This window comes from Pleionea sediminis (genome assembly GCF_007570825.1).
GTDB classification, from domain to species: domain Bacteria; phylum Pseudomonadota; class Gammaproteobacteria; order Enterobacterales; family Kangiellaceae; genus Pleionea; species Pleionea sediminis.
This window is the reverse complement of sequence record NZ_SUNB01000001.1, coordinates 305,134-318,229: the sequence shown is the minus strand read 5'-3', so window position 1 is coordinate 318,229 and position 13,096 is coordinate 305,134. Positions and strand designations below refer to the sequence as shown.

General features: G+C 41.8%; 12 protein-coding genes and 1 tRNA gene. 5 read left to right on the top strand and 8 right to left on the bottom strand.

What is annotated here, in order from left to right; translation table 11 throughout:
- The first annotated feature begins 96 nt into the window (after positions 1–96).
- Positions 97–1,257: a tetratricopeptide repeat protein gene (locus tag FAX86_RS01195; protein ID WP_144391507.1), complete on the top strand. Its 1,161-nt coding sequence runs from the start codon at positions 97–99 to the stop codon at positions 1,255–1,257.
- 77 nt (positions 1,258–1,334) lie between these two features.
- On the opposite strand, the gene ychF is transcribed toward FAX86_RS01195, so the two are convergent.
- From ychF to FAX86_RS01155, 8 genes are all read right to left on the bottom strand, one after another.
- Positions 1,335–2,426, bottom strand: coding sequence for a redox-regulated ATPase YchF (gene ychF, locus FAX86_RS01190; RefSeq protein ID WP_144391506.1), 1,092 nt, complete (start codon positions 2,424–2,426; stop codon positions 1,335–1,337).
- Positions 2,427–2,488: 62 nt separating this feature from the next.
- Complete coding sequence (pth, locus tag FAX86_RS01185) at positions 2,489–3,076, bottom strand: aminoacyl-tRNA hydrolase (protein ID WP_144391505.1); 588 nt, start codon at positions 3,074–3,076, stop codon at positions 2,489–2,491.
- 27 nt (positions 3,077–3,103) lie between these two features.
- Positions 3,104–3,730: a 50S ribosomal protein L25/general stress protein Ctc gene (locus FAX86_RS01180; protein WP_144391504.1), complete on the bottom strand. Its 627-nt coding sequence runs from the start codon at positions 3,728–3,730 to the stop codon at positions 3,104–3,106.
- Positions 3,731–3,904: 174 nt separating this feature from the next.
- Entirely contained in the window at positions 3,905–4,852 is a 948-nt protein-coding gene (locus FAX86_RS01175; RefSeq protein WP_144391503.1) for a ribose-phosphate pyrophosphokinase, read from the bottom strand.
- 266 nt (positions 4,853–5,118) lie between these two features.
- Positions 5,119–5,193 (bottom strand) — tRNA-Gln (locus tag FAX86_RS01170).
- A gap of 13 nt (positions 5,194–5,206) precedes the next feature.
- The gene (ispE, locus tag FAX86_RS01165; protein WP_144391502.1) at positions 5,207–6,079 is read right to left on the bottom strand and encodes a 4-(cytidine 5'-diphospho)-2-C-methyl-D-erythritol kinase; all 873 of its coding nucleotides are present in this window, start codon (positions 6,077–6,079) and stop codon (positions 5,207–5,209) included.
- Positions 6,072–6,689 (bottom strand): lipoprotein insertase outer membrane protein LolB, encoded by a 618-nt coding sequence (lolB, locus tag FAX86_RS01160; protein WP_144391501.1) that lies wholly within the window; start codon positions 6,687–6,689, stop codon positions 6,072–6,074. Before lolB ends, ispE begins: the two co-directional genes overlap by 8 nt.
- Positions 6,690–6,704: 15 nt before the next feature.
- Positions 6,705–8,690: a tetratricopeptide repeat protein gene (locus tag FAX86_RS01155; protein WP_144391500.1), complete on the bottom strand. Its 1,986-nt coding sequence runs from the start codon at positions 8,688–8,690 to the stop codon at positions 6,705–6,707.
- Positions 8,691–9,016: 326 nt separating this feature from the next.
- Between FAX86_RS01155 and hemA the strand changes: the two genes are divergently transcribed.
- The 4 genes from hemA (at position 9,017) to FAX86_RS01135 (ending at position 13,093) form a co-directional block, all read left to right on the top strand.
- The gene (hemA, locus tag FAX86_RS01150; protein ID WP_144391499.1) at positions 9,017–10,282 is read left to right on the top strand and encodes a glutamyl-tRNA reductase; all 1,266 of its coding nucleotides are present in this window, start codon (positions 9,017–9,019) and stop codon (positions 10,280–10,282) included.
- A 33-nt stretch (positions 10,283–10,315) separates the two neighbouring features.
- Positions 10,316–11,404 (top strand): peptide chain release factor 1, encoded by a 1,089-nt coding sequence (prfA, locus tag FAX86_RS01145; RefSeq protein WP_144391498.1) that lies wholly within the window; start codon positions 10,316–10,318, stop codon positions 11,402–11,404.
- Between the two features lie 18 nt (positions 11,405–11,422).
- Positions 11,423–12,319, top strand: a complete 897-nt coding sequence (locus tag FAX86_RS01140; RefSeq protein ID WP_144391497.1) for an aspartoacylase — start codon at positions 11,423–11,425, stop codon at positions 12,317–12,319.
- A 258-nt stretch (positions 12,320–12,577) separates the two neighbouring features.
- Positions 12,578–13,093: a porin family protein gene (locus tag FAX86_RS01135; RefSeq protein ID WP_144391496.1), complete on the top strand. Its 516-nt coding sequence runs from the start codon at positions 12,578–12,580 to the stop codon at positions 13,091–13,093.
- Positions 13,094–13,096 lie beyond the last annotated feature (3 nt).

Sequence of the window (13,096 nt, the reverse complement as noted above, 5' to 3'; positions counted from 1 at the left end):
CTGAATTAATTGAGTGATAACGCTGTCCTATTGGTAGTTATTCCGCTGCTTGTTATTTCTTTTTTAGACTAATAATTTTTCAAAAGAGAGAGTATTTTGAAGCCCGCTGTCATTAAGTTTTTATCTGCTTTTATTGTCCTTCACTGCCTGTTCTTGAATTCGGCTTTTGCAGAAGAAAAACGACCATTAGAGAAAATGGAGGAGCTGGGACGTCAGTTCGCACAGGCTATCAATAACCAACAGTCAGAAAAAGTTGAAGCTTTATTAGACTTATCGGCGATGAGCGATCGTATTCTTAACTTGGCTGAGTTGAAAATTCCGTTTAAAGAACAAAGCTCATTAAAGAAAGGAATTAAAGAGGGCATTAAGCGTAACTATGTGTTGGCGTTAATGCGATCTGTTGAAGATGGTGCAACGATTTCATTTCGAAGAATTATTAAAGTAGGTACTCAAAACCGAGCCTTAATATTGTTTGATTTCGGTGAAAATGGAATGGCTTTCTATGAGCTTCTTTTTGATGAAAAGGTTAATTCTATTATCGACTGGTATGATTATGCTTCGGGTAGTTTATTGTCGAAATCGTATGCGACAGCGCTTTCTTTTCTTATTCCAGAAAGCAATTTTTTACAAAGGCTAGTTGGAAATTTTAATGTTGATAGAAAATTACTTGATACATTCAAAAAAATTGGAGCGTTTAATCGAGCTGGAAATTCTAAAGCGGCCTATCAGGAGCTTAAAAAGTTACCGCGGGAAATTTACAATCATGAACAGATATTTGCAATGAGGGTTGTATTATCTCAATCGATTTCTGATAAAGAGTACCAAAAACAGCTTTATTTACTAGATAAATTTCATGGGCATCGCCCAGAGCTTTTCTTATTGTTACTTGATCATTATTTCTATGAAGAAAAGTATGATCGGGCGATTGACGGAATTCTGAGGTTGAACCGACGGTTCAACAATGAACCAAAATTACTCTTGTTAATGTCGACGATTTATTATTTGAAAAAGGAACTTGAGCCAGCAGTTATTTATGCTGAAAAGTCGGTTAAGCATGGTATTGATGAACAAGAATATTATTGGAATTTGAGTGAGCTTTATATCGAAGCAGAAAGGTATAAAGAAGTGGTCGAGCTTTTTAAGAAAATGGAACCTCGTTTTCAGTTGGAGTTTGATTACGATTTTTTCAGAAATGAAGAGGCCTATAAAAAGTTTTCTCGATCTCGAGCTTTTAAAGAGTGGGCTGGAGAGAGCTGAGTTTAAAAGCAGTTCAAATTAAAAAGGCGCACGAAGCGCCTTTTTAATTGCTCTAACTGTCGATACTGTGAAGAGCTTTAGACATTAAAACGGAAATGAATAACGTCGCCATCTTTAACAACGTATTCTTTTCCTTCTAATCGCCATTTACCCGCATCTTTAGCACCTTGCTCGCCGCCAAGCTCGACGTAGTCATCGTAACCAATGACTTCGGCGCGAATAAAGCCTTTTTCAAAATCCGTATGAATAACTCCTGCCGCTTGTGGTGCGGTAGCGCCGACTTTAACCGTCCAGGCTCGAACTTCTTTTTCGCCGGCAGTAAAGTAGGTGTGCAAATCCAGTAGTTTGTATCCTGCTCGAATAACTCGATTTAAGCCGGGTTCTTCAAGTCCCATTTCTTCGAGAAACTCAACTTTTTCATCATCGTCCAGGCTGGCAATTTCAGATTCCATAGAAGCGCAGACAGGAACAACTTCGGCATTTTCACTCGTAGCGTATTCACGAACTTTATCTAAGTTAGGATTGTTTTCAAAACCGTCTTCGTTAACGTTAGCAATGTACATGGTAGGTTTTGATGTTATTAAGTGGAGTTGCTTAACAATTTTCCACTCGTCGTCGTCAAATTCAATGGATCGCACAGGTTTTGCTTCATCCAGTACTGGTTTTATTTTTTCTAAAAGTACTAATCGAGCTTTGGCTTCTTTATCGCCGCCTTTTGCTAATTTTTGAGCTCTTAAAATGGCTTTCTCAACACTTTCGAGATCGGCTAATGCTAGCTCGGTGTTAATGACTTCGATATCGGCAATAGGATCAATCTTTCCCGCAACGTGAACGATATCGTCATTTTCAAAACAGCGAACAACGTGCGCGATCGCATCGGTTTCTCGGATGTTAGCTAAGAATTTATTTCCTAAACCTTCGCCTTTTGATGCGCCGGCAACTAATCCTGCTATGTCGACGAACTCCATTGTGGTCGGTAAGATTTTTTGCGGATTAACGATGTCTGCTAACTTATTTAAGCGAGGATCGGGAACGCCTACAACACCGGTGTTTGGATCGATAGTACAGAACGGGTAGTTTTGAGCATCGATACCTGCGTCTGTTAGTGCGTTAAATAAAGTCGATTTACCGACGTTGGGTAGTCCGACAATGCCACAATTAAATCCCATGATGAAAAACCTTCTATTAACTTTAAACTCTTCTCTTAAAGAGGAATTTGATAAAAATCTTGTTAGTTTGCTTTTAAACTGTGCAAATACTGCATGGCTTTCTCATGATTGCCACTGATAATGTCATCGACAGAACGAATTGCTTCGTAAATTGCTGTATCGATGTTGTCTCGTTCTTTTGCTGGTGGTTTACCTAATACAAACCCCGTCACCTGGCTTTTATCACCAGGGTGGCCAATACCAATTCTTAAACGGTAAAAATTTTTGTTGTTGCCGAGTTTTGCAATGGTATCGCGCAATCCATTGTGTCCGCCGTGTCCACCGCCTTTTTTCAAACGTATTTCTCCAGGAGGAATATCTAACTCATCGTGCGCAACTAAGATTTCTTCAGGTTCAATTTTGTAGAATTGGGCGAGTGAAGCAATGGATTTACCACTCAGATTCATATAGGTGGTGGGAATGAGCAAGCGTATGTCACGATTGTTGATTAAGCCACGACCGGATAAACCAAAGTGTTTGCTATCGGTATTGAGAGAGATTGAATAACTGCGGGCGAGTTCCTCAACAAACCAGGCGCCAGCATTATGTCGGGTATCTTGATATTGTGGGCCTGGATTTGCCAGGCCCACAATTAGTTTAATAGCGGACACTAGAATTAATCCTAATGTCTCGAAGAATTACTCTTCGCCGCCTTCTTCTGATTCTTCGTCAGAAGCTTCTTCGCTTCCGCCACGACGATGAATAGATACAACCGCATGGTCGTGATCTTCGCCTTGAATCAGATCGGTAATTTGAATGCTGTTACCTAATTTAATGTCAGTTAAGTGGATAACGCCATTAACGTCTAAATCAGCAACATCAATTTCGAGGTATTCTGGTAAGTCTTTTGCGGCACAAACGATTTCGACTGTATTCATGTGATGCTGAATGATGCCGCCATTTTTAACACCAACACATTTGTCTTCGTTTAAGAAGTGCAAAGGAACTTGCATGGTGATAACTTGCTTGTCAGAAACGCGTTGGAAATCCATATGAGTAATTTTTGGCTTGTATGGATGACGTTGCATGTCTTTTAAGATAACTTTGTTTTTCTTGCCGTCGACAACGAGGCTTAAGATGTGTGAGTAGAATGCTTCGTGATCAACGTGCATTAACACTTCTTTGTGGCTCAACGAGATTGGTTGAGGTTCTTTGTTACCGCCATAAATGATGGCTGGTACTTTGTCTGATTCACGACGTAGGCGGCGGCTCGCACCTTTCCCCATGTCTGAACGCAGCTCAGCATTCAATTCAAATAAATCCATGGTTTTTCTCCAAGTGTTCAATTTAATAAGCCAGCTTCCGCGACCAAAAGCTGGATGGACCCTGATAAGGGGTGGCGAATTATACTGTTTCTCGGAGGGCAGGTAAACCGCAAAAACGGTTAAAAAGGCGGGTTAACCCGCCTTTGAAGCTTTGACTATCTAGAGGCTGACGGATCAGTCAAGAAACATCGATGATAAAGATTCTTCTTCGTTGACTCGGCGAATGGCTTCTGCCAAGACATTAGACATGGTAATGACTTCGATTCGGTCGCAATCTCTAGCTTCTAGGGATAGCGGAATGGTGTCGGTTACGACTAATTTATCGAGTGAAGATTCTTTGATATTGGTAATTGCTTTGCCAGATAAAACTGGGTGTGTACAGTAAGCAACGACTGACTTAGCGCCGTTTTTCTTGAGTGCGCCTGCGGCAAGACAGAGTGTTCCGGCTGTATCGACCATGTCATCGACGATAATACAATCGCGGCCTTCAACATCACCGATAATGTGCATGACTTCAGATTGGTTGGCTTTAGGGCGACGTTTATCGATAATGGCCAGGTCAGCATCATTTAAGCGTTTGGCAACGGCTCTCGCTCGGACGACACCACCGACATCGGGCGATACAACCATCATATTATCGGTATGCGTTTTTAATATATGGTCAAGAAGTACCGGAGTAGCGTAAACGTTATCAACTGGAATATCGAAAAAGCCTTGGATTTGATCGGCGTGTAAATCGACAGTGAGTACTCGGTTAATGCCAACAATGGCCATCATATCGGCAACGACTTTTGCACTGATTGGAACACGTGCCGAACGAACACGACGATCTTGTCGGGCATAACCGAAATAAGGCACAACGGCAGTGATTCGACCGGCAGATGCACGTCTTAGCGCGTCGGCCATAACGACGACTTCCATTAAGCTGTCGTTTGTCGGAGCACAGGTGGATTGGATAATAAAAACGTCTTTTCCTCGCACATTCTCGAGTATTTCAACGTTAACTTCACCATCGCTGAAGCGGCCAACGGTGGCGTCTCCAAGTTCGATTTCCAGGTTTTTAGCAATGAGTTCAGCAAGTTCTGGTGTGGCGTTACCACGAAAAAGCATCATGTCGGACATGGAGGATTCCCAAATTTTCTTTTGAGTTACTGGTGACGAGTGAGACCGAATTTTAGCTTGAATCACTTTGATTGAAAACCGGTAATTGGATTCTTGCGATGTTATAGAATAGAGGTGGGCGGTGATACGGGTTTTAATGACTAAAAATTACGGTGCGAATTGTATTAGGCCCATTTGTTTTAGACCCAAATTAAACATAAGTTGAATGAATCAAAAACTGGCGTTTAAGAAGTCGGAAATTTTGATAAGAAGTTCAAAAGAGAAAATGGCAGGGGTGGCAGGATTTGAACCTACGAATGACGGGATCAAAACCCGTTGCCTTACCGCTTGGCGACACCCCTGTAGGATAGGACTTTAGTTAAGTCCAAATAGCTTGGTATGAGTTGGTGAAGTGTTAACACCTTTAGCCACAAAGTTGGGCCATTCACACCGGCTCGCTATTTTACGCGCTTCTCGCTCATTGTCAAAGGGTGCAAACAAACAACTTCCGCTTCCGGTCATTCTTGCATCTGGATTGAACTGAATTAGCCAATCCCGCACCTTTTTCACTTCAGGGTAAAGGTCAAAGACCACTGGTTCCATTACGTTGTTACCGCGCTTGGGACCACCCTGTGCGAGAAAGTCGCGTATTTTGCTGATTTCGCAGTCCCGTGTCAACGCTTTATTTGAAAAAATTTTGGCAGTGGATACGAAACATTCAGGGTGGATCACCAAGTACCATAATTCGGGCAAATCGTGAGCAAAAAGTTCCTCTCCAATACCTTCTGCCCATGCTGTTTTTCCATGTATGAACACTGGAATATCAGCACCGAGTGAAACTCCCAATTTCGAAAGTTCATCAATACTTAAATGACACTGCCACAATTCGTTTAATGCGAGCAATGTTGTTGCACAATCTGAGCTTCCGCCACCAATGCCTCCTCCCATGGGGAGAACTTTATCGAGATGAATATTAATTCCACGGAATTCGGTGGCGTAGGGTCGCAAAACTTCTGCGGCTTGTAACACAAGATTGTTGTCGGTTTCTAACTCAGGCACAGAACAGGAGAATGTCACCTGATCGTCATTACTAAATTCAAACGTGAGAGTGTCACCATAGTCTAAGAGTTGAAACATGGTTTGCAATAAATGATAACCACGTTCGTCCTGACCAGTGATGTGTAACATTAAATTCAGTTTTGCAGGCGCTGGTAGAATTATTGTTTCTTCCCTGACAGGCTTAGTCATCGGGCGTAAATTCCCAGTCGTAAATAGCAAACTTTAATGTGATGTCTGGGTGCTTCGCTTTAAGTTTACGCGGCATATCAAGTCCGCGGTAAGAGTCGTAAAGTTGAAAGTTAATGGCCCAATTCTGAAATTCTATGGATTTAACATATCCTTTGTCATTGAGTTCAAAAGATGGGGCATTGTTGGGGAGGCCTAACAGCCACTCCCGCAAGGCGTCTACTGGAATATTCCAACCGGTCTTTTCCCACAATAAATATTGCGCATTAGTACCTTCATAAACTTCGTCGTCAGAGAGTTCTAACTTCGCATAACCGGGTTTGGTATGAACCAAAGCGTAAGTCGCTCCAAGTGCACCATAAATTCTGAGCTTTGAATTTTCTCCACTTTGCGTCCAACTGATGTTAGCCGACTCAGACTCTCCGTTCGCAATAATTCCAATGCGACCATCGAGATGCCAATATTCCAGTTGAGATAAAAATTTAACGCGTCCCTCGGCGGTTAAGTTGGCTGGTATTTCGAGTTGCTGGGTTTTAAACAGCGAACATCCAGTAACCAACAACATTGAGGCAAAGAAAACTCCAAAGCGTTGCATTTTTTTGACTGAAGCCATAATGGTTTATTAATCCTATGGAGTTGTCAGTTTAAATTGTTCGACAACTTCAATGATATCTTTATCGGATTTCACTTGAGGCCAAAATTGTTTAAGCAGTAATTCCGCTTGGTCCTGCTTCTTGTTCTTTACAAGAACTTCAATTAAGTGTGCCAAAACTTCACCGGAAACATCGATTTTTAATGAAGACGATAGCCATTTTTCGGCATTTTCGAAATCTCCTTTGCGATAGTACACCCATCCTAAACTGTCCATTACTGCGCTGCTTCTTGGTAATTTCATTTGTGCAGCCTGGATTAACTCAAGTGCAAAATCGAGTTCTTTATTCATATCGGCTAAAGTATAACCCAGCGCGTTTTGAATATTGGGATTGTCGGGTTCCATGGCATAAAGTTTTCTTAATTCCTTTTCCATTTTTGAGTATTCTTCGGTAAGTTCGCGAAGTAATGCTCGGGAATACATGTAGTTCACATTGTCAGGCTCTGCGGTGAGCTGATGATTGAGTAGTGCAATGGATTGTTCTGCTTTGTCTTGATTCGCTAATTCATTGGCCAACTGCAGGTACCAGTTTTCTTTTAAAGAACTTGGTATTCGGTTGGCTATTGAGTTTGCGTAATCAGTCCAGTTAGTTTGTGGCTGGATGAGATGCATTATGTGGAAATGTTTGATCGGTATTTCTATGTAAGTTAGGTCTTGATTAATAAATCGAACAAGCCAATCAATGGCTTCTAGTTGTCGATTAAGTTGCATTAATAAATCTGCTTTTAATACGACACTTTGTTCTGATTTTCGCGGATCGTCATCGGTAGATAATGACTCGAGTTTTTCTAATGCGGGCTCGGGATTATTGTTTCTTAAATGCAAAAATGCCCAGCGTTGCAAAGCGGGATACCAGTATTTTCCAGAGTCTATCATCGCATAACATTCAATCGCTCGATCAACTCTATTGGTTCGCTCTGCTGTATCTCCGCAATAGTATGCCGAGAGTACAGGACGGAAGTCTTTATCCAATAGTTGCTCAAAGGCTTCGAAGGCTTGCTCAAAATTTTGTTCGCCATAATAACTCGCTGCTTTAATGTAGATCGCTTCTAAGTTATCGGGGTTCAATTGTTGCCAACGATTTGCTGTGATGATGGCTTTGTCGAACTGTCGGTTTTGGTAATACAATTGCGATAGCGCTGAGTAAGCGCCTTCATTATTCGGGTTTTGTAGTAGCAAGGTTTCTAAGAACGTAGAAATTTGTTGCTCTTTGCCCGTCGCTTTGAGCCATTGAATGCGAAGATTTATCGCTGGTACAAAACTATCATCCACTCTCAATGCGGCTTCTATGGCTTGTTCTGCTTCGTCGATAAAGTTTGTTTTGTCGTTTACCTGAGAGGCTCTTAAAAAAGCATCGGCTAACAGCACCCAGCCTAAGGGGCTGTCAGGATCGCGGCGAATTAATTCTCGCCACAGTGACAAAGTTGATCCTTGAAGGTACAAACGACTTAAGCCAGCGAGTTCATGAAATTGTTTTGTTGGATCGCTGTATAACGTACTCAGTGTTTGGATACGGTCATAGGCATTATTCAACGATTGCGCGCGTAAATCATCCGATTGATCAAATTGCATGAGTTGACCCAAAATATTGGCTTCTAATGCATTTTCATTTCGGGGTTCCAACTCAAGCCATACTTTTGAAGCTTGAATGAGCGCTGCGGGATCGTGAGTTTTTTGTGCGAGCACGATTGCTTCGGCAGCAATTTCACTGTCTGGCAATATGGTTAATGCATACAAATAGTGGGTCAGTGCGGTTTCCAGATCGCCATTCCCTTCAGAGAGCTCTGCCGTGAGAATGGCCTGATACAGTTCGGACCTTTGGCGATCAGAAAGCGATTGTTTGGAAGGTGCTTTGATGCCATTGGGAGCATTTGTGTCGGTATTATCGCTGGTCTGCGGTAGCTGCGTTTGGCAGGCCGAGATGAGTGCGGCAATGGACAATGACAAGATAATTCGTTTCATTCGTTGCAATCTGATCCTTGTGTGTCTTTGGCTTAGTTTCCCAAGCTTGGGCTATTAGAATGCAGTAAAGTTCAGCATTATGCGGCTTTTGACCTAAAATTCCAATGACGGCCTTTCGTTCCAAAGCTTAGACCCTGTAATTCCTGAAGAGAAGGGTATTGTCAAAGAGTGCTCGATGCTATAATGGTAAATTAGATTAACGTTCTGTTTCTTTTTTGACCGATGCAATCAAGTCCTAATCATTCTGTTATTAACCACTTTGACTTTCCGCAGGGTGCGTTAAATCATTTTGCAGTTCGCGCTTAGCGAGCTTCAGGTTTCATTGTATGTCGGTTTCTGCAATTGGTATCAATCATAAAACAGCTCCTGTCGAAATTCGGGAGAAAGTAGCTTTTGATCCCGCATCTATTCTAGAAGCTCTTCGTCTTGTTCAATCTGAAGTAAAGCTTGATGAAGTGGCTGTGCTCTCCACTTGTAACCGGATGGAAGTGTATTTTCGCGGTGATGAGTCGGCTCATCAGCGGCTGGTTCAGTGGCTCACAAAGCACCACATGCTAGACGATAGCGCGCTTGATCGATGCTTGTATGTGCATCAAGGCGAAGAAGCAATTCAACACGTGATGCGTGTTGCTTGCGGTTTGGACTCGATGGTTTTGGGAGAGCCGCAAATATTAGGACAGATGAAAGACGCCTATCAGTTTGCCAGAAATGCCGGCACTTTGGGTCAGTTGTTGGATCGACTTTTCCAACACACCTTTTCTGTCGCCAAAAAGGTTCGAACTGATACCGAAATTGGAAGCAGCGCAGTGTCAGTTGCTTATGCCGCTGTCTCGCTTTCGAAAAAGATTTTTACCGACTTGTCGAATATGACGGCTTTATACATTGGTGCTGGTGAAACCGTCGAACTGGCTGCGCGACATTTTTTGAATCAAGGTGTGAAAAATATTATTGTTGCTAACCGAACTCTGGAGCGGGGTGAGGCGTTAACGCGTCAATTTGGTGGTAAGGCAATTACTTTAAGTGAATTACCAGAATCCATGCCTTTGGCGGATATTGTTGTTTCATCGACGGCGAGTCCATTACCCATTGTTGGTAAGGGGCTAATGGAAGAAAGTTTAAAGCAACGTAAGCACAAGCCAATGTTCATGGTTGATTTGGCTGTCCCTCGAGATATTGAGCCTGCAGTCGGCCAATTAAACGATATTTATTTATATACGGTTGATGATTTAAAAGACGTCATAGATGAGAATATTAAGGCTCGAAGTCAAGCAGCCGAAGAAGCGGAAGATATCGTTGCTTATCAAGCGGAACATTTTTTAGAATGGGTGTCGTCGCTTGAATCGGTCGACTTGGTGAAAGACTATCGTGAGCAGATGAATGCGCTTAAAGAACATGAATTGCAAAAAGCAATGTTGCAAATTCAATCTGGAGAATCCGCTGAGCTGGTATTGCAACAAATGGCGCATCGGCTTACGAATAAAATGATGCATCACCCGACGCGTTATTTACGAAATTTAACGCAAGGCAAAGATACGCAATTAGAACAACAAGCAAAAGAATTACTGGGTCTGAATAAAGACGACTCAAAATGATAACTCGTAACATTTGATTGGAATCAAAAAATAATGAAAGATTCGATTCGCGTTAAATTAGAATCATTAGTGGAACGGCACGAGGAGATTTCTGCTCTGTTAGGTGATCCTGATGTGATTAGTGATCAAAATAAATTTCGGGATTTGTCGAAAGAATATTCTCAACTTGAAGATGTTGTAAAAACGTTTAACGCATACACTGAAGCGACGGGTGCCATTGAGTCCGCTGAAGAAATGCTTAAAGACTCTGATCCCGACATGCGAGAAATGGCGCAAGAAGAGCTTAAAGAAGGGAAGCAGCAAAAAGAAGTTTTAGAAGTCGAATTGCAAAAGTTATTGCTGCCAAAAGATCCTAACGATGAGAAAAATATTTACTTAGAAGTGCGTGCTGGAACGGGCGGTGATGAAGCCGCTATTTTTGCGGGCGATTTATTTCGTATGTATTCAAAATACGCTGAACGAAATCGTTGGCAAATGGAAGTCTTAAGTGAAAACGCCGGAGAACATGGCGGCTATAAAGAAATAATCTGCCGCATTGCAGGCGATAGTGTTTATTCTCGACTAAAATTTGAGTCAGGGGCCCATCGTGTGCAACGTGTGCCGGAAACAGAGTCACAAGGGCGTGTTCACACCTCGGCTTGTACGGTCGCAGTGTTACCTGAAGCGGATGAAATGGATGAGATTGATATCAATCCTTCGGATTTGCGGGTTGATACTTTTCGTGCGTCAGGTGCGGGCGGTCAGCACGTTAACAAAACAGATTCTGCAATTCGAATTACGCATTTACCGACGGGTGTCGTTGTTGAGTGTCAAGAAGAGCGTTCGCAACATAAAAATCGTGCAAAAGCGATGTCGATGTTGAAGTCTCGTTTGCTCGCAGCACAGCAAGAGCAAGCGAAGAGTGAAGAAACTGAAGCACGGCGCTCTTTGGTTGGAAGTGGTGATCGCAGCGAGCGTATAAGAACCTACAACTTTCCTCAGGGGCGAATGACCGATCACCGAATTAATTTAACTTTATACAAGTTAGATGAAATTATGGAAGGTGATTTAGCGCAAGTTATTGACCCTTTAATTAACGAACACCAGGCCGATCAGTTGGCGGCGATGTCGGAGTCGAATTAATTTTCTAAGTGAAATTATATGCCTGCAGAGCAAGATGTCGTTAATAAAATTCTTATTGTTGGTGGTACTCACGGCAACGAGTCAACTGGCGTCTTTTTAATTAATAAGTGGCTTAGACGTCCAGAGTTGCTACGCCGCGAAGGGTTAAAAGTTGACATTTTAATTGGTAATCCTCAAGCGGTTAAAGCGAACCGACGCTATTTGGATAAAGATTTAAATCGTTGTTTTAGTGAAAAGGTATTAAAAGATGACTCTTTAAGTGGGATCGAAATACAAAGAGCTCATCAGTTGGTTGAACAACTTGGACCGAAAGGGAAGTGCAATTACGATTTAATTATCGATTTACATACCACAACGGCGAACATGGGTGTCAATTTAGTGCTGACATTGCATGATACCTTTCACCATAAAATGATGGCGTATATGAAGAAACAACGTGATGATGTTGTCGTAACATCGGAAGCTGAGTTAATTCCCGACCATCATTTTTTATGCGCATTAGCTAATAAGAACCTGATCGTTGAAGTTGGGCCTGTCGCGCAAGGGTTGTTAAATCATCAGGTCATTGAAAAAACTGAGCAAGCCACTTATCAGCTGCTCGATTTCGTCGAGCTATGGAATAAAGATGCAGTAAAAAATTTACCGCCATCGATAGAAGTCTTCGAATACACGGGTAAAGTTAAATACCCTGTCGATAAAAATGGCAATATCGTAGCTTGTATCCATGAGTCGATCCAGAACAAAGATTTTATCTCTATAAAGGAAGGTGATGTTGTTTTTCGCAATATTATGGATGGAGATATCCCTTATACGGGATCGCCGACTTACATTAGCTTCATCAATGAAGCCGCTTACTATGATCAAAACATTGCTTTTTGCACGCTTAAAAAATCGACAATAAAAATTCCTGGTTAATTTCTTCAAGCGACGCCTTTCATTCGATAACGCTATTAATTTCTGAGTATCTCTGAAATTTGTTTTATAAATAGGTTTTTATTTGTACAAATATTTCGAAATGATATTTTTTTGACTCGTCAAACCCTATTTCATAATGTGTCGTCAATCACAAAACATTGTGAATATTTCACTAGAGATGTCATTGCGATGACATTTTTTCGATGTTAGCTTGCGGATGGACCTTTAAATACAATAAAACTCGATCAAGGAGAAGAAATGAAACACGTTCTTTTTGCTGGTGTTGCGGCATGCTTCGCATTGTCTGCATCAGCTGAGTCTAGCTTGGGGATAGATGTTAATAAAACATCTTATGAAGACTCATCGTTTGAAGCTCAATCAAATAACATCTCACTCGCTTATCAATACCGCTTTCAAGATAACTTTTCGATTGTTGGAAAAGTTGGATTTAAAGCACACGAAGATAACATCGACATTTTAGGTAGCGAAGCAAAGTTTTCCATCGATTACTTAGCAAGCGTTTTCGTAAAATATGACCTGATGCCAAAAGAAACGTTTAATGCGTATGGCTTAATCGGTTATAGCCAAGCGAAATTTCAAGCTAAGAACAACATTTTCCGCTATGAAGAGACTGACTCTGATTTATCGTATGGTTTAGGCGCGGATTATGAAGTTGCAGAAGACATTCGTTTGTATGTTGAAGCGGTACAGCTTATCGATACTAGCGATGCTGAGTTACGCTCGTACAACATCGGCGTACAAGTAAACTTCTAAAGG